At 54.1% G+C, this 20,081-nt stretch carries 17 protein-coding genes and 3 tRNA genes; 4 read left to right on the top strand and 16 right to left on the bottom strand.

The features are described from left to right. Positions 1-77 precede the first annotated feature (77 nt). The 12 genes from R5L00_RS10120 to groES all read right to left on the bottom strand — a co-directional run bounded on the left by R5L00_RS10120 (position 78) and on the right by groES (position 11,103). Positions 78-154, bottom strand: a tRNA-Asp gene (locus R5L00_RS10120). Between the two features lie 20 nt (positions 155-174). Continuing rightward, positions 175-250 (bottom strand) — tRNA-Val (locus tag R5L00_RS10115). Between the two features lie 14 nt (positions 251-264). Beyond that, positions 265-537 (bottom strand): HU family DNA-binding protein, encoded by a 273-nt coding sequence (locus R5L00_RS10110; protein WP_107694690.1) that lies wholly within the window; start codon positions 535-537, stop codon positions 265-267. A gap of 159 nt (positions 538-696) precedes the next feature. After that, positions 697-3,108 carry an endopeptidase La gene (gene lon, locus R5L00_RS10105; RefSeq protein WP_107694691.1) on the bottom strand — a complete coding sequence of 804 codons (2,412 nt, stop codon included), beginning with the start codon at positions 3,106-3,108 and terminating at the stop codon, positions 697-699. Between the two features lie 114 nt (positions 3,109-3,222). After that, positions 3,223-4,500 (bottom strand): ATP-dependent Clp protease ATP-binding subunit ClpX, encoded by a 1,278-nt coding sequence (gene clpX, locus R5L00_RS10100; protein WP_107694692.1) that lies wholly within the window; start codon positions 4,498-4,500, stop codon positions 3,223-3,225. Positions 4,501-4,755: 255 nt separating this feature from the next. Further along, complete coding sequence (clpP, locus tag R5L00_RS10095) at positions 4,756-5,400, bottom strand: ATP-dependent Clp endopeptidase proteolytic subunit ClpP (protein WP_107694693.1); 645 nt, start codon at positions 5,398-5,400, stop codon at positions 4,756-4,758. A gap of 1 nt (position 5,401) precedes the next feature. Beyond that, entirely contained in the window at positions 5,402-6,706 is a 1,305-nt protein-coding gene (gene tig, locus R5L00_RS10090; RefSeq protein ID WP_317651479.1) for a trigger factor, read from the bottom strand. A gap of 101 nt (positions 6,707-6,807) precedes the next feature. Continuing rightward, positions 6,808-6,892 (bottom strand) — tRNA-Leu (locus R5L00_RS10085). A gap of 60 nt (positions 6,893-6,952) precedes the next feature. Further along, positions 6,953-7,711, bottom strand: a complete 759-nt coding sequence (locus tag R5L00_RS10080; RefSeq protein ID WP_107694695.1) for a YciK family oxidoreductase — start codon at positions 7,709-7,711, stop codon at positions 6,953-6,955. A gap of 211 nt (positions 7,712-7,922) precedes the next feature. Beyond that, positions 7,923-8,768 (bottom strand): presqualene diphosphate synthase HpnD, encoded by an 846-nt coding sequence (gene hpnD, locus R5L00_RS10075; protein WP_317651476.1) that lies wholly within the window; start codon positions 8,766-8,768, stop codon positions 7,923-7,925. 332 nt (positions 8,769-9,100) lie between these two features. Continuing rightward, on the bottom strand, positions 9,101-10,759 hold the full coding sequence (gene groL / locus R5L00_RS10070) for a chaperonin GroEL (RefSeq protein WP_107694698.1): 1,659 nt from the start codon (positions 10,757-10,759) through the stop codon (positions 9,101-9,103). A 53-nt stretch (positions 10,760-10,812) separates the two neighbouring features. Further along, positions 10,813-11,103, bottom strand: a complete 291-nt coding sequence (gene groES, locus R5L00_RS10065; RefSeq protein WP_107694699.1) for a co-chaperone GroES — start codon at positions 11,101-11,103, stop codon at positions 10,813-10,815. A gap of 502 nt (positions 11,104-11,605) precedes the next feature. Here groES and bioA point away from each other — a divergent pair. Beyond that, positions 11,606-12,922, top strand: coding sequence for an adenosylmethionine--8-amino-7-oxononanoate transaminase (gene bioA, locus R5L00_RS10060; RefSeq protein WP_317651473.1), 1,317 nt, complete (start codon positions 11,606-11,608; stop codon positions 12,920-12,922). A gap of 114 nt (positions 12,923-13,036) precedes the next feature. Continuing rightward, complete coding sequence (dacB, locus tag R5L00_RS10055) at positions 13,037-14,590, top strand: D-alanyl-D-alanine carboxypeptidase/D-alanyl-D-alanine-endopeptidase (RefSeq protein WP_107694701.1); 1,554 nt, start codon at positions 13,037-13,039, stop codon at positions 14,588-14,590. Positions 14,591-14,621: 31 nt separating this feature from the next. On the opposite strand, the gene trpE is transcribed toward dacB, so the two are convergent. Next, positions 14,622-16,106 (bottom strand): anthranilate synthase component I, encoded by a 1,485-nt coding sequence (gene trpE, locus R5L00_RS10050; protein WP_317651470.1) that lies wholly within the window; start codon positions 16,104-16,106, stop codon positions 14,622-14,624. On the opposite strand from trpE, the gene R5L00_RS10045 reads away from it, so the two are divergent. Continuing rightward, the gene (locus R5L00_RS10045) at positions 16,105-16,239 is read left to right on the top strand and encodes a hypothetical protein (protein WP_317651469.1); all 135 of its coding nucleotides are present in this window, start codon (positions 16,105-16,107) and stop codon (positions 16,237-16,239) included. The genes trpE and R5L00_RS10045 overlap by 2 nt on opposite strands. A 34-nt stretch (positions 16,240-16,273) precedes the next feature. On the opposite strand, the gene R5L00_RS10040 is transcribed toward R5L00_RS10045, so the two are convergent. Both R5L00_RS10040 and rpe read right to left on the bottom strand, forming a co-directional pair. Continuing rightward, positions 16,274-17,002 (bottom strand): phosphoglycolate phosphatase, encoded by a 729-nt coding sequence (locus tag R5L00_RS10040; RefSeq protein ID WP_411555561.1) that lies wholly within the window; start codon positions 17,000-17,002, stop codon positions 16,274-16,276. A gap of 234 nt (positions 17,003-17,236) precedes the next feature. Further along, positions 17,237-17,920: a ribulose-phosphate 3-epimerase gene (rpe, locus tag R5L00_RS10035; protein ID WP_107694767.1), complete on the bottom strand. Its 684-nt coding sequence runs from the start codon at positions 17,918-17,920 to the stop codon at positions 17,237-17,239. Between the two features lie 206 nt (positions 17,921-18,126). On the opposite strand from rpe, the gene apaG reads away from it, so the two are divergent. Then, positions 18,127-18,510, top strand: coding sequence for a Co2+/Mg2+ efflux protein ApaG (gene apaG / locus R5L00_RS10030; protein ID WP_107694704.1), 384 nt, complete (start codon positions 18,127-18,129; stop codon positions 18,508-18,510). A gap of 83 nt (positions 18,511-18,593) precedes the next feature. Here apaG and der read toward each other — a convergent pair whose 3' ends face one another. Further along, positions 18,594-19,994, bottom strand: coding sequence for a ribosome biogenesis GTPase Der (gene der / locus R5L00_RS10025; RefSeq protein ID WP_317651467.1), 1,401 nt, complete (start codon positions 19,992-19,994; stop codon positions 18,594-18,596). Positions 19,995-20,081 lie beyond the last annotated feature (87 nt).

The raw sequence follows: 20,081 nt of genomic DNA, 5'->3' as shown, positions 1-20,081 counted from the left end.
ATGGACAAAATCAAACATTAATCGAGAAAAATGAACAAAAAAGGCGAACTTGCGTTCGCCCTGGTTTAACACAAAGCTGGCGGAGTGGACGGGACTCGAACCCGCGACCCCCGGCGTGACAGGCCGGTATTCTAACCAACTGAACTACCACTCCAACAATCTAATAATTTTCGCTGGTGGGTGCTGACGGGGTCGAACCGCCGACATTCGCCTTGTAAGGGCGACGCTCTACCAACTGAGCTAAGCACCCCGGCCAAAAGACTTCTAGTTTACTGCATCCTTGAGCGCCTTGCCAGCGCTGAATTTCGGGACTTTCGCAGCCTTGATCTTGATCGCTGCGCCCGTCCGGGGATTACGGCCCGTACGAGCCGCACGCTTGCCCACCCTGAAGGTTCCAAAGCCGACGAGGGTTACACTCTCGCCTTTCTTGAGAGCGGCTTTAATAGCGGATAATGCGCCGTCCAACGCTTGTCCCGCAGAGGCTTTGGAAATATCGGAAGACTTGGCGATGGCATCGATGAGTTCGGCTTTGTTCACGTGGTTCCCCTTTCGTTATTGTTAAAATACTTTTGACCCTGCAATCGGTTTATATCAAGCCGCTTGGGCTTGGTCAAGATTATTCAGGATAAAAACGGGCTCAACGGCGACACCTGGAGTTTAACCCAGCCCGCCGTCGAACCCGAACACATTTTTTTCCTAGTGCTTAATCACCGTGCTGGTCACATCCCCCTCAACCGCAACAGGTGCAGGAACAGCCGAGGCGGACGCGGGGAGCGGCTCCGGCTTCCGTTCCAGGGCGAAATCGAGTACCTGATCGATCCATTTTACCGGGTGGATATCCAGCCGGTTTTTAATGTTCTCGGGGATTTCGGTCAAATCCTTGACGTTGTCCTCGGGGATCAGTACGGATTTGATACCTCCACGGTGAGCCGCCAACAGTTTTTCCTTGAGTCCTCCAATGGGCAAAACCTCACCTCGCAAAGTGATTTCCCCTGTCATCGCCACCGTCGCTCGAGCAGCAATGCCTGTCAGCGCCGACACCATGGCTATACAAATGCCGATTCCGGCGCTCGGACCATCCTTCGGGGTCGCCCCCTCCGGCAAGTGGATATGAATATCGCTCTTCTGGTAAAAATCCTCGGAAATACCCAGTGTCCTCGAACGGCTGCGCACAACGGACAGCGCGGCCTGGATTGACTCCTGCATCACCTCGCCCAATTTTCCTGTGGTAATCGTTTTTCCCTTCCCAGGCAGCACGACTGCCTCAATGGTCAGCAGCTCCCCTCCCACTTCCGTCCACGCCAGACCGGTAACGTGTCCCACCTGATTTTTCTCTTCAGCCACCCCATAGGTGTAGCGCCGTACGCCAAGATACTTATCGAGATTGCGACCGGTGACCGTGACCTTTTTCTGACCGCTTTTCAAAAGTAGCGCCTTAACCACTTTTCGGCATATTTTGGAGATTTCCCGTTCCATGGCACGAACCCCGGCCTCACGCGTGTAATAGCGGGTGATATCTCGTAATGCCGATTCCGATACCGCCAGTTCCTGCTCCTTCAATCCATGATTTTTCATTTGCTTGGGCAGCAGGTAGCGCATGGCGATGTTGAGCTTCTCATCCTCCGTATATCCCGAGAGCCTAATCACCTCCATCCGGTCCAGCAGGGCTGGGGGTATGTTAAGCGTGTTCGCCGTTGCCACAAACATGACATCCGACAAATCATACTCAACCTCAACATAATGATCCACGAATGAATTGTTCTGTTCCGGATCCAGCACTTCCAGGAGCGCCGAGGAAGGATCCCCGCGAAAATCCATGCCCATCTTGTCGACTTCATCAAGCAGGAACAAGGGATTCTTGACACCCACCTTGGTCATGTTCTGCAAGATCTTGCCTGGCATGGATCCGATATAGGTCCGCCGATGACCGCGTATTTCGGCCTCATCCCGAACGCCTCCCAGGGACATGCGCACAAACTTCCGATTGGTGGCTCGGGCAATGGACTGGCCGAGCGATGTCTTACCCACTCCCGGCGGGCCCACAAGGCAGAGAATGGGCGCTTTCAACTTATCCACACGCTGCTGCACCGCCAGGTACTCGACAATGCGCTCCTTGACTTTCTCAAGACCATAATGGTCTTGTTCCAGCACGACTTCTGCGGCAGAAAGATTTTTACTGATTTTGCTTTTTTTCTTCCATGGCAACGCCACCAGTGCGTCAATATAATTGCGCACGACGGTGGCTTCTGCAGACATGGGAGACATCAGGCGCAGTTTTTTCAGTTCGGCTTCAGCCTTGGCGCGCGCATCCTTCGGCATCTGAGCGGACTTGATTTTCTTATCGACCTCTTCGAGATCAGCGCCATCTTCGCCTTCACCCAGTTCTTTCTGGATGGCCTTTACCTGTTCGTTGAGATAGTAGTCGCGCTGACTTTTCTCCATCTGGCGCTTCACCCTGCCCCGGATGCGTTTTTCGACTTGAAGAATATCAAGTTCGGTCTCAAGCAACCCCAACAGATGCTCGAGCCGTTTCGGCACATCAAAAATTTCCAGCACCTCCTGCTTCTGCTCGAGTTTCAGCGGCAAATGCGCGGCGATCGTGTCAGCCAAACGTCCCGCTTCATCGATGCCGCTTAATGAGGTCAGAATCTCGGGTGGTATTTTTTTGTTGAGCTTTACATACTGGTCGAATTGCGCGAGCAATGCTCGACGCATTGCTTCAACCTCATGGTTGTCCACCGCATCCGGCGGGAGTAGCGAAGCCTGGCCAGTGAAATAATTGCCGTCATCGACGACCTTTATAATGCGGGCACGACGCCCGCCTTCGACCAGCACCTTGACGGTACCGTCCGGCAATTTGAGCATCTGGAGCAGATTGGCGACGCTGCATACGCTGTAGAGATCGTCCGGCGCAGGCTCGTCCTTGGCCGCGAATTTCTGCGCCACGAGCAGTATACTCTTGCCCGACTCCATGGCGACTTCCAGCGCCTTTATCGACTTTGGCCGTCCGACAAAAAGGGGGATCACCATGTGCGGAAATACAACGACATCCCGCAATGGCAATAGCGGCAACGAAATTTGACTAGGATCAATGATTGAAGAGGACATATCGGCTCGCACCTATGAGAACAAACAGAGTTAAGAGGTTATGGGGGCGCCGCGGTAAAATTCAAGACACGGGCCCAACCAAGCCGGGCAAATAATGAACGTGAGCTACGCCGGTTAACAGCTCTTGGCCACCTTCGGTTTATCCGAATAAATCAGGATTGGTTTGACATCGCCGTTGACTGAGCCGTAATCAATTACCACTTTGGCTACATTTTCCAATGACGGCAAATCGAACATCGTATCAAGCAAGGTACTCTCCAGAATCGAGCGTAAGCCGCGAGCGCCCGTTTTTCGGGCCAGCGCTCTCCTGGCAATCGCTTTGAGGGCCTGCTCCCGAAACTCGAGATCGACGCCGCCTTCCATATGGAACATTTTCTGATATTGTTTGATAAGCGCGTTCTTTGGTTCGGTCAGAATTTGAATCAATGCTGACTCATCCAACTCTTCAAGGGTGGCGACCACCGGCAACCGCCCCACAAATTCCGGGATCAGGCCATACTTGACTAAATCTTCCGGCTCAACACCCCGCAGAAGCGCACCGACGTCCTTGCGGTTCTCCTGGCTTTGCACATTCGCGCCAAAACCAATCCCGCCCTTTTCCGAACGGGCGCGTATCACCTTGTCCAGGCCATCAAAAGCACCGCCGCAAATAAAGAGAATGTTGGTCGTATCGACCTGCACGAACTCCTGATTGGGATGCTTTCTCCCTCCCTGAGGCGGTACCGACGCGATTGTGCCCTCGATCAACTTGAGCAGAGCCTGCTGAACCCCCTCTCCGGAAACGTCGCGGGTGATGGAAGGATTGTCCGATTTACGCGAAATTTTATCAATTTCGTCTATATAGACAATTCCTTGCTGAGCCTTTTCGGCGTCATAATTACATTTTTGAAGCAGCTTCTGAATAATATTTTCAACGTCTTCGCCGACATAGCCCGCTTCCGTAAGGGTGGTCGCGTCAGCCATGACAAAAGGCACATCAAGCAGTCGGGCCAATGTCTGCGCAAGCAGTGTCTTGCCAGAACCCGTGGGCCCAATCAGCAAAATGTTGCTCTTCGATAGCTCGATGTCGTCTGAATCGCCCGACTTTGAGAGATTTCTCAGGCGCTTGTAGTGATTGTATACCGCCACAGACAGTATTTTTTTCGCCTGCTCCTGGCCAATTACGTACTGGTCGAGAATCTGGCGAATCTCGTGCGGAACCGGCAGGTCCGACTTGGTAAGTTTGGCGGCCTCGGCTCCCTGTATTTCCTCACGGATAATATCGTTGCAAAGCTCAATACACTCGTCGCAAATAAATACCGATGGACCGGCAATAAGCTTCTTCACTTCGTGCTGGCTTTTGCCACAGAACGAACAATAAAGCAGTTTTTCCCCGCCAGTTTTCTCCGACATAGTCTTTATCCCGCATTATCCGAGCGAGCGCGCTCGTAGCTAAGGAACCTCTGAACCGGTGCTCTGTCGAGCGCCTGCCTGGCATCAGTTTCCTGCTCATTATATGCAGCGTGAAAGCGGCAATATGCGGCTCCACTTTCGCGGCGACGCCAGGCGTTACGACGCGGCACGCATCTTTCTTTGTCGCAATCTAACAACATGACATCCCGTCTAACCGCTCCGGAGGTTCCTTCATAAATCCCCCCATATTAGATTTTAACCCGGACCCTCACTTCTGGAGGTTAGCACAGCATCGACCAGGCCGTATGTCACCGATTGCTCAGCACTGAGAAAATTATCCCGATCCGTATCTCTCTCAATGGTTTCTATGCTTTGGCCACTGTGTTTCGCCAGTAACTCATTCAAGCGTCGCTTTAGAAACAGGATCTCTTTAGCATGTATTTCGATATCCGAGGCCTGCCCCTGGAAGCCACCCAATGGCTGATGGATCATCACTCGCGAGTTAGTAAGGCAATAGCGTTTACCCTTTGTGCCCGCAGTAAGCAGCAGCGACCCCATACTTGCAGCCTGCCCGATACAGAGCGTGCTGACATCCGGTTTTATATACTGCATAGTATCGTAAATCGCCATGCCAGCCGAAACCAGACCACCCGGAGAATTAATGTAAAAGTGGATATCCTTGTCCGCGTTTTCCGATTCCAGAAACAAGAGTTGAGCCACAATCAGGTTGGCAGATGCCTCTGTGACCGGGCCGACAAGAAATATGACCCTCTCTTTCAACAGACGGGAATAAATGTCATATGCGCGCTCCCCCCTCCCGCTGGTTTCGATCACCATAGGGATCAGGCCGAGGCCAGATGTATCGAGAGATTGCTGCGTCCAATGAAGCTGTTGCATCATGTCATGATCTTCCCATTAACTCGTCCAAAGACATTTCCTTATCCGCCACCTTAACATTTTCCAACACCCACTTCACGACGTTGTCTTCCAGCGCCGCCGACTCGATCTCGCTGAGTCGTTCCGGGGCTGAATAATGCCATTTGGTAACCTCGGCGGGATTTTCGTAACTTTGCGCGAGATCTTCCACCACCGCGCGCACCTGCTCGGGTCTCGGATGCAAGTTATGGGCCTTCACCAGTTCCCCCAAGATCAACCCAAGACCGACTCGACGCTGCGCGCGCTCCTTGAGCAATTCCTGCGGCAATGGCATATTCTTGGCAGCAAGGCCGCGGGACGCCAACTCGTTATGCGCATCCTGTGTTAAACGCTCCAGCTCAAGCTCCACCAATGCTTTCGGAGACTCGATACTGGTACTATCGAGGAGCGCCTGCATCACCTGCTCCTTGAGTTTTGCATTTACCCGCTTGGATGCCTCTCGCTTGAGATTAGCCTCAATCTCGCGGCGCATTGTTTCGATATCGCCGTTCGCGACACCTAGCGATGTTGCAAATTCAGCGTTAACTTCCGGCAGCCTCGGTGACTCAACTCCGTTGAGTCTGACTTCAAACGTCGCGGTTTTGCCCGCAACCTCCTTACCATGATAATCCGCCGGAAATGTAACTTCAAATGTTTTGCTTTCGCCTGCCCTCATCCCGATAAGGGGAGCTTCAAAGTCCTTGAGCAGTCGGCCCTCTCCGAGTACCAGTGTAAAATTCTCAGCTTTATTGCCTGCAAATTCTACCCCGTCGATAACGCCACTATAATCGATACCAATTCGATCCCCCGCCTGCGCAGGATCATCGCCAGCTTCGAACTGAACACGTTGCCTGCGAAGTACCTCTATCGTTTTATCGACATCAGCAAGTGTGACGTTCACCACGGGCCTTGCCACCTCGATGTCGCTTAAGTCACCCAGCACCACATCCGGATAGACCTCGAATGTCGCACTAAATTCAATGGGGGAAATATCCCCATCCGCAGCTTTCGGTTCGAAATGAGGATAGCCTGCAACCCGAAGGTTATTTTCGCGCACGGCCTCATTGAAATTCTTCTTCAGTGCATCCCCTATTACTTCCTGGCGAACCTGCGGGCCGTATTGCTGCAAGACTACCTTGTAGGGCACCTTGCCGGGCCGAAACCCGTGCAGTTTAGCCGTGCGAGCCAGTCGCTTCAGGCGGTTTTCCACCTCCGTCTGGATTTTCTCCTGAGGAATTGAAACGTTGATGCGGCGTTCCAGCGCGCCCAATTGTTCGACATTCGTTTGCATTACATTTCCTGATGGTTGGGGGTAACGATCGCGCGGCATCTGCGGTCGGAGAGGCACGACAGCCCGCATGAAGGCTTATCCGACACCGCCTAGCGAATCCCTGGTGCGAAAGGGGGGACTCGAACCCCCACACCTTTCGGCGCCAGAACCTAAATCTGGTGCGTCTACCAATTCCGCCACTTTCGCAGGGTTTTTTCCGCTGTTGTATGTAAATTATACCTTTTTCTCTCCGCCGCAGCAGCCATACTATACACGGCCCTGGCAAATTACTGTTTCGCCGCGGACCGTTATACTATCCGGCCCCATCAGATATAAATAATACGGCATGAGATCCTGTGGCTGAAGCAGGCTATGCTTGATCTCTGCGGGGTGTGTCCGGGTGCGCTGCGGAGTGTGCGTGGGTCCTGGAATGATGACGTTTATATGCAAATTCGGAAGTATTTCCCATTCCTGCGCCTGAATCCTTGCCAAAGCCTCGAGGCCCGCCTTGGCCACCGCGAAACCGCCCCAGTACGCTGCGGGCGCATGACCATGCGAGTCCGATGTCATTATCACGTGAGCATCCGGAGATGCCTTTAGCAGTCCAAGACAGGCTCGCGTCAGAGCGAACGGTGCAATCAAGTTGACACGCAGCAGGGCCTGCCATTGCTCCATTGTCTGGGAGTGCAGCGGCGTCAGGTTAAACAGTAATGCTGCATTGTGCAAAATTCCATCCAGCCTGCCAAGTTGCTGCTTGATGGCGTGGGCAATTGCCAAAAAATCCTTGTCCTCGGCTTTTTCCAGATCGAGTGGAAAGATTGCTGGCTGAGCGCCACCTGCCGCCTCAATCTCGTCATACACGCCCTCCAATTTCTGGACATTGCGGCCGTGTAGTATAACGGTAGCACCATGCATCGCGTAAGTGAGCGCCGCAGTACGGCCTATCCCCTGCCCGGCACCGGTGACCATAACGACGCGATTCTTCAGCAGATCCTTCGAAGGACTGTAACTTTTCAGATCTTTCATAAACGGATGACACGATGGGAAACCATGATGTACGTTTAGCAAAATGATGCAAAGGCGAGATATGCTGTTCCACTCAACGTTCACCGACGGAATGCTGAATCCTTTTAAATAGCCGGATATCGGCTCACACTAAGAAGAACAATACTGCGGAACCTGTGCGTTGCAGCAGTTCCAACGTTTAGAAGCAGGCGGGCGCGAGACAGCAGGACGCCTATCCCCTCATCCATGTGATCCACGCGATCCACAATTTGCGTATCGGTGTCAGGCTGACCCGTTGATGAAGGACATGGCAACCGTCTTGCTTGATTTCCGTCAATAACGATCGGTAGATCGCCGCCATGACGATGCCTGGCCTCTGCTTTTTTCGATCCTCATCAGGCAATGCTGCAAACGCCCGGGTGTAGTAACTTTCAGCCCGCTCGATCTGAAACTCCATCAATCTCTTGAATTCTTCGGTTTCGCGACTATTGAGGATGTCGCCCTCGGTTACCCCGAACCGCGCAAGCTCATCTTGCGGTAGATAAATACGGTCGCGACGGGCGTCTTCGCCTACGTCACGTATGATGTTGGTAAGCTGAAACGCGAGCCCGAGATCCTCGGCGTACTTTAATGTATCCGGATTTCGATAACCGAATATCTCTGCCGAACATAATCCCACCACGCTTGCCACATGATAGCAGTAGTGCCGCAAGGTATCGAAGTCGGCGTAACGATTATAGTTGAGGTCCATTTCCATGCCATCGATTATCTGATTCAGTCGCTCGGCAGTGAGATTGAACGTATGCGACACATTAGCCAGCGCTTTCGCCACGGGATGGCTGGGCTTGGTTGGACTTTCGGCACTAAACATGGAATTGACTTCCTGCCGCCACCACGCAAGCTTGGCGCGCGCCACCGCCTCATCGCTGCATTCGTCCACAACGTCATCCACTTCGCGGCAAAAGGCATATAACGCAGTGATCGCACGCCGCTTTTCGGCTGGTAAGTAGAGAAAACTGTAGTAGAAACTGGAGCCGCTCTGGACAGCTTTTTCCTGACAATACTGTTCTGGTGTCATGATAAGAAGTTAAATCGAGGTGCGCCCTATCGGCAGGCAGTGGAAAGTAGAGATTATCTCATCCAATTGCCTCCATTTCTCATAGTATCGCCCAACGCCCGCAACTGGATCGAAAATCAGCAAAGGGAGGGGCAATACCAGCGAAACAACAATAATGGCAATCTCAGCGCCGTTCGGAGCGCGCCGAAGCATGAAACTCAAAGTGATTCGGCGCTGCGGCAGGCCCAATGCGCTGACCGCAAAATTCGTATAATCAATCTTGCGGCAGCTTTGGCACAACAAAAAACCCCACCGGAGCGGGGTTTTTGTTGTACTGCCGTTGTGCGACCAACCTACATGTCCATGCCGCCCATACCGCCCATACCGCCCATGCCACCGCCCATGCCACCCATGCCGCCGCCACCGGATTCGTCCTTAGGCAGCTCCGCCACCAAAGCATCGGTGGTAAGCATCAGGCCGGCCACGGAAGCCGCGTGCTGCAGGGCATACCGGGTGACTTTGGTAGGATCGAGCACACCCATTTCGACCATGTCACCGTACTCACCAGTGGCGGCGTTGTAACCGAAATTGCCCTGACCTTCAGAAACTTTGTTGATGACCACTGAAGGCTCATCACCGCAGTTGGCAACAATCTGGCGCAGCGGCTCTTCCAGTGCACGCAGAACGATCTTGATACCGGCGTCCTGATCGGGGTTGTCGCCCTTGATTTGACCAACAGCTATGCGGGTACGCAACAAAGCTACGCCACCGCCTGGAACGATACCTTCTTCCACGGCGGCGCGAGTCGCATGGAGCGCATCTTCCACGCGCGCTTTTTTCTCTTTCATCTCAACTTCGGTGGCCGCGCCCACTTTGATCAGCGCTACGCCGCCAGCCAGTTTAGCGACCCGCTCCTGCAATTTTTCCTTGTCGTAGTCGCTCGTGGCTTCTTCTATTTGGGCCCGGACCTGTTTGACGCGGGCCTCGATATTCTTTATATCGCCGGCTCCGTCGATAAGCGTTGTTTCTTCCTTACCCACTTCCACGCGCCTGGCTTGACCCAGTTCGCTCAGCGTTGCCTTCTCCAGCGACAGACCCACTTCCTCAGCGATAACGGTTCCACCAGTAAGGATGGCAATATCTTCCAACATTGCCTTGCGACGATCCCCGAAGCCCGGCGCTTTCACGGCGCAAGTTTTGAGAATCCCACGGATATTGTTCACCACCAGGGTCGCCAGGGCCTCGCCATCCACGTCTTCAGCAATAATGAGGAGCGGCTTGCCGGCCTTCGCTACCTGTTCCAGCACTGGCAGCAATTCACGAATATTCGAGATTTTTTTGTCATGCAGCAGGATAAAAGGATTTTCCAGGGCGCAAATCTGCCTATCGGGGTTATTTATGAAATAGGGCGATAGATAGCCGCGATCGAATTGCATCCCTTCCACTACATCAAGTTCATTTTGCAGCCCGGAGCCATCTTCTACCGTAATCACGCCTTCCTTACCTACTTTTTCCATTGCGTCTGCAATGATTTTGCCAATTTCGAGGTCGGAGTTAGCCGAAATGCTTCCCACCTGAGCAATTTCCTTGCCGGTCGTACAAGGCCTGGAAATTTGCTTGAGTTGTTCAACCGTCGCGGTTACCGCTTTATCGATGCCGCGCTTGAGATCCATCGGGTTCATCCCGGCGGCGACATACTTCATGCCTTCTTTCACAATCGACTGCGCCAGCACGGTGGCGGTAGTGGTGCCATCACCCGCTACGTCAGATGTCTTGCTCGCCACCTCCTTGAGCATTTGCGCGCCCATGTTCTCGAACTTGTCCTTCAGTTCGATTTCTTTCGCAACCGAAACGCCATCCTTGGTAATGGTAGGGGCGCCATAGGAACGCTCGAGCACGACATTACGCCCTTTCGGTCCCAATGTGACCTTTACCGCATCGGCAAGAACATTCACCCCGTTTATCAGTTTGTGGCGTGCTGAGTCGCCAAATTTCACTTCTTTCGCTGCCATAATTTAATTCTCCTAAATGTTCGGAAATCTTGTGTAAGGCCGTCGCTGGTAAATTAACCTTCGATAACGCCCATAATGTCTTCCTCGCGCATTACCAGAAGCTCCTCCCCCTCTACCTTCACTGTTTGTCCGGAATACTTGCCGAACAGCACCTTGTCGCCGACTTTCACTTCCAGCACGCGCACGTTGCCATCGTCGCCGACCTTGCCTTTACCTACGGCTATAATTTCCCCTTGATCGGGCTTCTCTGCAGCACTGTCAGGGATGACAATACCGGACGCGGTCTTGCGCTCTTCTTCCAGCCGCTTGACAATAACGCGGTCGTGTAAGGGACGAATCCTCATGTTTTCACTCTCCTGTCTGAAATTAAAACGATGAAATCTCGGAACAACTGTTCGCAGCTGAATTCATACGAATTATTAGCACTCACCGCGAACGAGTGCTAATAATAGTTGGTGTCGGACGGGATTTCAAGTAGAAGGCAATAAAACATATTTGAGCGCTGCCTTGAGGGCTCTGCGACAGCTCATCATTTCGTGAAGGTCTCCGCCCTTCCCTTTGCCGCCTCATGAGGAAGCCAGGAGATAAGGTCGACGAGGCAGCAGGCAGGGGTACGGTACAGTGAGCCAGGTATCCAGACACCGCGCTTGGTCATGTAAAGTCGACTTCGCGCTTAGCGTAGTACAGGAAAATTCTCCGCGAGGATGATACACTTCCAACGACCCCTTTTTCAGTGGGCGCCGTTGCAGTCGCAACCGCACCTGATATCCGCAAAATTGCGCTTTATCTCACTTCCCGCTCATACACGCGTCGTCCTTTTAATGCGCAATCGCCAGAATACCGACAATGAGTAGTAAACACTTGCCGGAGCAGAGCTTAAGATCGGTCTGGCACCCCTGCACCCAGATGAAGCAGCATGAGACGCTGCCGCTGGTCGCCATCGCGCGAGGCAAAGGCGTGTGGCTTTATGACTATGAAGGGAAACGCTACCTCGATGCAATCGGTTCCTGGTGGGTGAATCTGTTCGGTCACACCAATGCACGCATCAACGCCGCCCTCCGCGATCAGCTTGACAGGCTGGAACATGTGATGCTTGCCGGCTTCACGCATGAGCCGGTGGTGCAGCTATCGGCGCGCCTGAGTAAACTGGTTTCGGGTAACCTGGGGCACTGCTTCTATAGCAGCGACGGCGCGTCCGCAATTGAAACCGCGTTAAAGATGAGTTTTCATTATTGGCGCAACCGCGGGCTACCTGAAAAAAACCGTTTTGTCAGCCTGCAGAATGGCTACCACGGCGAAACGCTGGGCGCGCTGTCAGTCACCGATGTGGCATTATTTACGGATGCCTATGGGCCGCTGCTGCGCCACAATGCGCGCGTGCCCACTCCAGACTGGCGTCATGCGGCCGGAGGGGAATCCCCCCGTGAATATGCGATTCGCGCAGCCAGTGCGCTCGACGCTCACCTGGCCGAACATCATGCGGAAACCGCAGCGCTTATCGTCGAACCGCTGGTGCAGGGCGCAGCCGGAATGGCTATGTATCACCCCGAGTATCTCAAGCTCGCACGTAGGATATGCGACGAGTACCAGGTACATCTCATCGCCGACGAGATTGCAGTTGGTTTCGGCAGAACAGGAACGATGTTCGCCTGCGAGCAGGCGAACATCGTTCCAGATTTCTTGTGCCTGGGGAAGGGGCTGACCGCCGGTTATCTGCCGCTGTCCGTGGTGATGACCACAGACGGCGTTTATCGCGGGTTTTACCACGACAAGACCGCCCTCGGCTTTCTACATTCGCATACTCATGCAGGTAACGCATTAGCATGTCGCGCCGCCCTCGCGACACTGGATATCTTCGAACAGGACAAAATCATCGATGCTAACCGCGTCACGGCAGATTATCTCAACAAGGCGGTACGTCCAATTACACTCCATCCAAAGGTGAAGAACTTTCGCAATTGCGGCATGATCTGGGCATTCGAAGTTGAGACCTCCGATCCCGCTTTTGCCGCAACTTTTTTTCAGGCAGCGCTTAAGCAGGAGTTATCGTTGCGCCCGCTGGGTAATACGGTCTACTTTATGCCGCCATACGTCATCACTCAACAGGAATTGGATTTTCTGGTGAAGGGGACGCTGCGCGTGCTCGACCTATGCCAAAAATAGACCTCGTGAGCCGTACTCAATTTCGGTTCCCGGCTCATGTCATGTGGTAGAAACGCCGTACTTACAGTTTCCGGTGGACGGCGGAATGTTCCAGGGTGACACAGCAGAGACCTGATGCTCGAATTTTTCAACCGGAGTGCAACCCTTGCGTGGCAAGCATACGCCGCCATCGCATGGGGTTTTCGATGTGGCATTCTTGCTCTTCTATCGCTGCCGGCGCTTGCTCATAACCTGCCTGCGCCGGTCAGCCTTGCGCTCAAACAGGCCGGGATTCCCACATCTGCGACTGCGGTTTACGTACATGAGATCGGCACGGCCCAACCGCGGCTAGCAGTGAACGCCGGGACCGGTATGAACCCGGCGTCGGTGATGAAGCTCGTCACGACTTTTGCCGGGCTGGAACTGTTGGGACCGGCCTATACCTGGAAAACCGAGCTATATGTAAATGGCGTACTGAATGGCGATACCCTTCAGGGCGACCTTATCATCAAGGGTTATGGCGATCCCAAGCTGAATCTGGAAAACTTCTGGCTGCTCACCCGGCGACTGCGTCAAACTGGGCTACGCGAGATCACCGGAGATCTGGTGCTGGATGGCAGCCATTTCGAGCTGCCGAGTGCCGACCCGGCGGCTTTCGACGGCAAACCACACCGCTCCTATAATGTACTCCCTGAGGCGCTACTCGTGAATTACCGCACGCTTGCGCTGCGCCTGATTCCGCAACCGGCGAGCAAAACCGTCAGGATTGTCGCCGATCCTTTCCTTGGGTCACTTGACCTCAAAAACGGCCTGACCCTGGTAAGCGGTCCATGTAACGTATGGCGCGATGCGCTCGATACTGATATTCGTACCGCCGCTAGCGGCAATGTCCGGGGCTTGATTGCCCTCAGCGGCATTTATTCCAGCGATTGCGGTGAAAAAACCCTTTATCTAAGCGTGCACGATACTACCGATTATATCTTCAGCCTGTTCAAGCAATTATGGGAAGAGCAAGGCGGCACATTTCGCGGCAGGGTACGCACGGGCACTGTTCCCGAAGGAATAACGCCACTGGAAACCCATCAATCTCCCCCGCTTGCAGATATCGTGCGGGATATCAATAAATTCAGTAATAACACAGCAGCACGGCAACTATACCTTGCGCTGGGGTTAACCAGTGGTCCTGCTTCGGGAGTGGGCGCGGGGGGGACCGATATGATACTGAACAGCGCAACAAATGGCGCAGCCAGCAGCCCTGACAAGCCACGCGCAACGCTCGAAAAATCGGCCATGGCGATGCAGCGGTGGCTGACGTCCCGTCGGCTCAGCTTTCCCGAACTGGTGATCGAAAACGGCTCAGGGTTATCACGCAATGAACGTATCAGCGCCGGGCACCTCGGCGCACTTTTACTCTCGGCCTTCCAGAGTCCCGTCATGCCGGAGTTCATTTCGTCTTTGCCGATCGCGGCGGTGGACGGCACCATGAAGAAACGGCTTAACGGCAGCGGTGCCGCTGGTCAGGCGCATATAAAGACCGGTCTGCTGGAGGGAGTAAGAACCATGAGTGGATATGTTCTCGATAAAGCCGGCAAACGCGTGGTCGTGGTTTTTTTTGTGAACCACCCTCGGTCGGGAAATGCGCAGCCCGCAATGGATGCGTTGCTGCATTGGGTGCACGAGGGGCGTTAAATACCACAGAGTCACGTCCTGCCAGTCTGCATTACTCGACCTTGCTGTCCAATCCCGCTTCAGCAATCTCTGCCGCTCGCAACAACGCCTTGGCCTTATTTTTTGTTTCGACCCATTCGCTTTGCGGAACGGAATCGGCAACAATGCCAGCCCCGGCCTGAACATGTAGTGTACCGTCCTTGATAATGCCGGTGCGAATCGCGATGGCGAGATCCATATCGCCGTTAAATCCAAGATAGCCCACGGCACCGGCGTAAATGCCCCGCTGCGAGACTTCGAGTTCATCGATAATTTCCATTGCCCGTACTTTCGGGGCTCCGCTTACAGTGCCCGCAGGAAATGTCGCACGCAGCACGTCCATTGCGTTCAGGCCGGGTTTCAGCTTGCCCTCCACGTTCGAAACGATATGCATGACGTGCGAGTAATTCTCGATTTGCATGTTCTCGGTGACTTTAACGGAGCCGGTCTGCGCAACACGACCGACGTCGTTGCGCCCGAGATCCATCAGCATGACATGTTCCGCCCGTTCTTTTGGATCAGCGAGCAGATCGGCGGCCAGCGCCGAGTCCTCCTGCATGGTTTTTCCGCGCGGGCGGGTGCCTGCGATGGGCCTTACCGTTACGCTATCGCTCTCCAGACGCACCAGAATCTCGGGCGAGGCGCCTACCACGTGAAAGTTGCCAAAATGGTAGTAAAACATGTAGGGAGAAGGATTCAGGCTGCGCAGGGCGCGGTACAATGCCAGCGGCGATGCGCCAAATGATTTGCTGGTACGCTGCGAAAGCACAACCTGCATGATATCGCCATCGAAAATATAGCGCTTTGCACGCTCCACTGCCGCGATAAAATCCGCCTCGCTGAATTCGGAAACAGCCTCTCCCGGCTTGCCGGGCGCCTCCGCAGGGATGTCTACCGGTTCGCGCAGACTTGCCAGAAGTTGTTTCAAGCGTCCCTTGGCCGCCAGGTACGAGCCAGCGAGGGCGGGATTCGCATAAACGATAAGGTAGAGCTTGCCGGAAAGGTTATCCACCACTGCAAGTTCTTCAGATAGCAGCAAGGATATGTCCGGGGTACCGAGCCCGGCCGGACGTGCCTTTGCATGGGGATGAGCAGCGAGCTTGCGCTCGATATAACGCACAGTATCGTAGGAGAAATAGCCCGCGAGGCCGCCGCAGAAACGCGGCAAACCCGGATAAGGCGCCACCTTGAAACGTGACAGATAGGATTGAATGAAAGCCAGCGGGTCCTCCGCCTCGATATCTTGCGCTTCAGCGTCACCGATAACGCGGATAAGAGTGCCGCAGGCCTCAAGCCGGGTCTTCGCCGGGAGGCCGATAAAGGAGTAGCGTCCAAAGCGCTCCCCGCCCTGCACGGATTCCAGCAAGTATGAATATGGACGATTTGCCAGCTTCAGATAAACCGACAAGGGTGTGTCGAGGTCGGCAAAAGTCTCGAGGACCATCGGGACACGGTTGTAGCCCTGTGCGGCAAGATCATTGAATTCGATTTCGGTCATGACTCAACTCCGCGATCACAGAAAGAAAGGAAAAATACGCGACGATGCGCAGAAACTCGACGTTGGAACCGGCCTGGAGATTCCTAGGCACGCCAACAATCGGAGCGGCGGCGCCAACAGCGCCAGGCTCTAGGCACGTATTCGATCATTTCCGTTGTTTTCGTTGATCATGACAATTTCTGGATCAGCCTTGTTGCTTCGAATAACGAAGGGACGATAGCGTCGCAATCGAGTTCGCGCACGTCTCGTCCTTCATTATATCCGTACGGTACGCAGAAGACGCAGCAGCCCGCCGCGCGCGCCGCCTGCGCATCGTTAAGCGAGTCGCCGATCAGCAGCATCTCGCTCGGCTGAATACCAAAGTGCGTACAGGCATGCAGAAGGGGCATAGGATCAGGCTTCTTCCGGGGCAGACTATCCCCTGCAAGGACAATATCGAAAAAATCCAGCAGGCCGGTAGCACGAAGCAGCGGCGTGGTAAAAGCCTCAGCCTTGTTGGTAACACAGGCCAGCTGAAAAGCACCCTCACGCAGGATGTTCAATCCTTCCAATACGCCGGGATAGGGCCGCGTGCTCATGCACAGCGTTTTGGCATAGTTGCGCTCGTACAGTGGCATCGCTTTGTCCAACAGGTCGGCATCTGGCTCTCCATCCAGGGTCCCGGTAAGCGAGCGCTTTACCAGCTTTTGGATGCCTTTCCCGATGTACGATTTTATGGTTTCGAGCGGAAGCTCCGCCTTGCCGAGTTCCCTTAGCATCATGTTCGCCGCGGCAGCCAGATCCCCCGCGGTGTCTAAAAGGGTTCCGTCCAGATCAACCATCACAGCCTTGACGGAAATGGGAAATTTTATTTCAACCGCAGAGGTATCGGTCGTGGGGGAAAAGCTCTTGTTCAAGTTTAGTGGTCTCGGATAAATATCAATCATATGACAGCACGCCCGTCCGAAGCGACGGGATTTTTCGGGATGCTGCGGAACCGTCCGCTCACCACAACAGCGCCTTGCACTGCCCTGCAATAATCAGCCCGGCGAATTCCTTCCGAATGGATAGGGCAAGCCGGGCACCTCACGTAGCAAACGCTTGAGCCGAGTTAGGCTCTTATGCCTCGTGCCCGATCAAGCTCAGCCAATTCAGACTTTAGCCAACTCTGCCCGGAGTGCGCCCACGACTGTATCATAACGATGCGGGTCACTGTCCCGGCCCGCGCCGTAAATCGCGGAACCAGCAACGAAAGTATCTGCGCCTGCACGAGCAATTTCCGCGATGTTGTCCACTTTTACGCCGCCATCAATCTCGAGAAGAACCTTCCTGCCGCTTTCGTCTATGCGCTTGCGTACCGCCCTGAGTTTCGCCAACGCTTCAGGGATAAACTTCTGGCCGCCGAAACCGGGATTTACAGACATGATCAGCACCAGGTCCAGCTTATCCAGTACGTGGTCCAGGTAATTCAAGGGAGTGGCGGGGTTGAACACGAGGCCCGCTTGGCATCCTTGCTCCTTGATGAGCCCAATCGTGCGGTCGATATGGTTGGATGCCTCCGGGTGAAAGGAAATAATATTGGCTCCCGCCTTGGCGAAGTCCGGAACAATACGATCCACCGGCTCAACCATCAAATGCACGTCGATAACTGCATCCGTCAACGGTCGGATCGCCTCGCAGACCAGCGGCCCAATGGTCAGATTGGGCACATAGTGGTTATCCATCACATCAAAGTGAATGAAATCCGCACCTGAATCGATGACAGCGGTGATCTCCTCGCCTAACTTGGCAAAGTTTGCAGAGAGAATACTCGGGGCGATGCGATAGTTAGCCATGAAGGGCATCCTTTAGTCGAAAATTGGCAATTTTAACCGCAAATGGCAATCTCGCGTTAACTCGCTCGACAAACGAGTATTGTGCAGGTTTGCCTACATCCACGATGGAGATCCCGTCACCCTGAAAACCCCGCCGTTCGGCCTTTTCAACTTATTTTGTCGGAACCACCCTTGCCGTGAGGCAAAAAATAGTGTGCAATGTAGCTATGGATGAAGGAAAAAAGTACGAAATTATTGTCAAGGTTCAAACCACATATCTTCCGGAACAGTCGGACGAGGCGCTCGATCGTTATGTTTTTGCCTATACCATCGTCCTCTCCAACACCGGCACCGTTCCCGCGCAGCTCATCAGCCGTCACTGGATTATTGCGGATGGAAGCGGCGGCGTGCAGGAGGTCCGCGGACTCGGAGTGGTGGGGGAACAACCCCTGTTGAAACCGGGCGACAGCTACGAATACACCAGCGGCACTGCTATTTCCACACCGGTTGGATCCATGAAGGGCAGTTACCAGATGGTCGCTGAAGACGGCCTCCGTTTCGACGCATCCATTCCAGAGTTTATCCTGAGCGTCCCCCGAGTGTTACATTAGGGCGCTTCCTTCTCGCCCTTTCCGCCTTTCTTTTGTATCCCGTTAACAACGATACCGCCGCTGGCGCTTGCGCCATCCCAATCTCAGCTATAGTGCTTTCTTCCGTATCTGCGACGGCGGTGCGCCTGTTTTGCGTCGGCCTCGCTTAAAGGAGCAGGCCGCTTCCCGGCAAAAGGATTCCGGCCCGTTTTAAACTCCACCCGCAAAGGCGTCCCTTCCAGCTGGAAGGTTTCGCGAAACATATTTTCCAGATACCGCTGATAGGTCTGCGGCACCTGATCCAGGGCGCTGCCATGGATTATGATCAATGGCGGATTGGAACCGCCCTGGTGGGCATAGCGCAATTTCGGCCGCGAGGCGCCACTGCGCGGCGGAGGTTGCTTCTCTACCGCTGCAATCAGTGCCCGGGTGAGCTTGGGGGTCGGTAAATGCGCCATCGCGGCGTTGTAGGCTGCGTTTATTGATGGCAACAGGCCTCTTATGCCGCTACCAAGCAGCGCGGAAATATAGTGAAATTTTGCGAAACTCATCAGAAAGGGCAGTTTCCGGGCTATGCTGGTCTTGATCACGTCACGTTGATGATTGTCCAGGCCGTCCCACTTGTTAATCGCCACCACCAGCGCACGACCCGTCTCAAGGATGAATCCGGCGATGTGCGCGTCCTGATCCGATATCTCGCTGCTCGCATCCAGCACCAGTATTACGACATTCGCGTCTTCCACTGATTGCAGCGTTTTAACTACCGAAAACTTCTCCACCGTTTCGAGCACCTTCCCGCGCCGACGCAAACCAGCGGTATCAATCAGGGTATACCTGCGGCCGTTGCGTTCGAAATCGATATAAATGCTGCTGCGAGTGGTCCCAGGCTGATCAAAAGCGATAACGCGATCCTCGCCCAGCAAGGTATTCACGAGCGTTGATTTGCCAACGTTCGGGCGTCCGACAATGGCTATTTTCGGCTGCTCCTCCTGTTTTTCGGCTTCCTGCTCCTGAGGAAAATCAAGTAGGGCCAACTCGACCAGTTCACTGACGTTATCGCCGTGCTCGGCTGAAATTGCGCAGGGCTGCCCCAGTCCAAGTTCGTGAAATTCAGCAGTAACGACGGAGGATGACATGCCTTCCGTCTTGTTCACCACCAAAAGTATTCCGCGCCCGGTTTTACGCAGTTGCTCCCCTATGATTCTGTCTTGTGGAGTCAAACCGGTCCTGCCATCAACAATGAAAAGGACCAGGTCGGCCTCGTCGATCGCCTGTCGTGTCTGCTTGGCCATTTCATGCAATATGCCCTCGGTGGCCATGGGTTCGAAACCGCCTGTATCCACCACCAGGTAGGGCTTTTCGCCCAGCCTGCCGTGACCGTAATGACGGTCTCGCGTCAGACCGGGAATATTCGCGACGATCGCGTCGCGGCTGCGCGTCAGGCGGTTAAAAAGTGTCGATTTCCCGACATTGGGCCGCCCGACCAGAACAAGGGTAGGTTTCATGGTTCAGGCTATGCTGAAGACTAAAATACTCAAGAGGAGAAAAAGTAAACCGTCCGCGTTAAACGCGGTTGAATGACTGGGGGTCAG

The sequence above is a fragment of the Nitrosospira sp. Is2 genome, from assembly GCF_033095785.1.
In the GTDB taxonomy this organism is placed as follows: Bacteria; Pseudomonadota; Gammaproteobacteria; order Burkholderiales; family Nitrosomonadaceae; genus Nitrosospira.
The sequence above is the reverse complement of the archived record's forward strand: the minus strand, read 5'-3'. Positions and strand labels throughout refer to the sequence as shown.

Excerpts from the sequence above, each read along its gene's own strand:
- lon (WP_107694691.1), bottom strand. The coding sequence starts at position 3,108 with ATGTCCTCTTCAATCATTGATCCTAGTCAAATTTCGTTGCCGCTATTG.
- clpX (WP_107694692.1), bottom strand. The coding sequence starts at position 4,500 with ATGTCGGAGAAAACTGGCGGGGAAAAACTGCTTTATTGTTCGTTCTGT.
- clpP (WP_107694693.1), bottom strand. The coding sequence starts at position 5,400 with ATGATGCAACAGCTTCATTGGACGCAGCAATCTCTCGATACATCTGGC.
- tig (WP_317651479.1), bottom strand. The coding sequence starts at position 6,706 with ATGCAAACGAATGTCGAACAATTGGGCGCGCTGGAACGCCGCATCAAC.
- R5L00_RS10080 (WP_107694695.1), bottom strand. The coding sequence starts at position 7,711 with ATGAAAGATCTGAAAAGTTACAGTCCTTCGAAGGATCTGCTGAAGAAT.
- hpnD (WP_317651476.1), bottom strand. The coding sequence starts at position 8,768 with ATGACACCAGAACAGTATTGTCAGGAAAAAGCTGTCCAGAGCGGCTCC.
- groL (WP_107694698.1), bottom strand. The coding sequence starts at position 10,759 with ATGGCAGCGAAAGAAGTGAAATTTGGCGACTCAGCACGCCACAAACTG.
- groES (WP_107694699.1), bottom strand. The coding sequence starts at position 11,103 with ATGAGGATTCGTCCCTTACACGACCGCGTTATTGTCAAGCGGCTGGAA.
- bioA (WP_317651473.1), top strand. The coding sequence starts at position 11,606 with ATGAGTAGTAAACACTTGCCGGAGCAGAGCTTAAGATCGGTCTGGCAC.
- dacB (WP_107694701.1), top strand. The coding sequence starts at position 13,037 with ATGCTCGAATTTTTCAACCGGAGTGCAACCCTTGCGTGGCAAGCATAC.
- R5L00_RS10045 (WP_317651469.1), top strand. The coding sequence starts at position 16,105 with ATGACTCAACTCCGCGATCACAGAAAGAAAGGAAAAATACGCGACGAT.
- trpE (WP_317651470.1), bottom strand. The coding sequence starts at position 16,106 with ATGACCGAAATCGAATTCAATGATCTTGCCGCACAGGGCTACAACCGT.
- rpe (WP_107694767.1), bottom strand. The coding sequence starts at position 17,920 with ATGGCTAACTATCGCATCGCCCCGAGTATTCTCTCTGCAAACTTTGCC.
- apaG (WP_107694704.1), top strand. The coding sequence starts at position 18,127 with ATGGATGAAGGAAAAAAGTACGAAATTATTGTCAAGGTTCAAACCACA.
- der (WP_317651467.1), bottom strand. The coding sequence starts at position 19,994 with ATGAAACCTACCCTTGTTCTGGTCGGGCGGCCCAATGTCGGGAAATCG.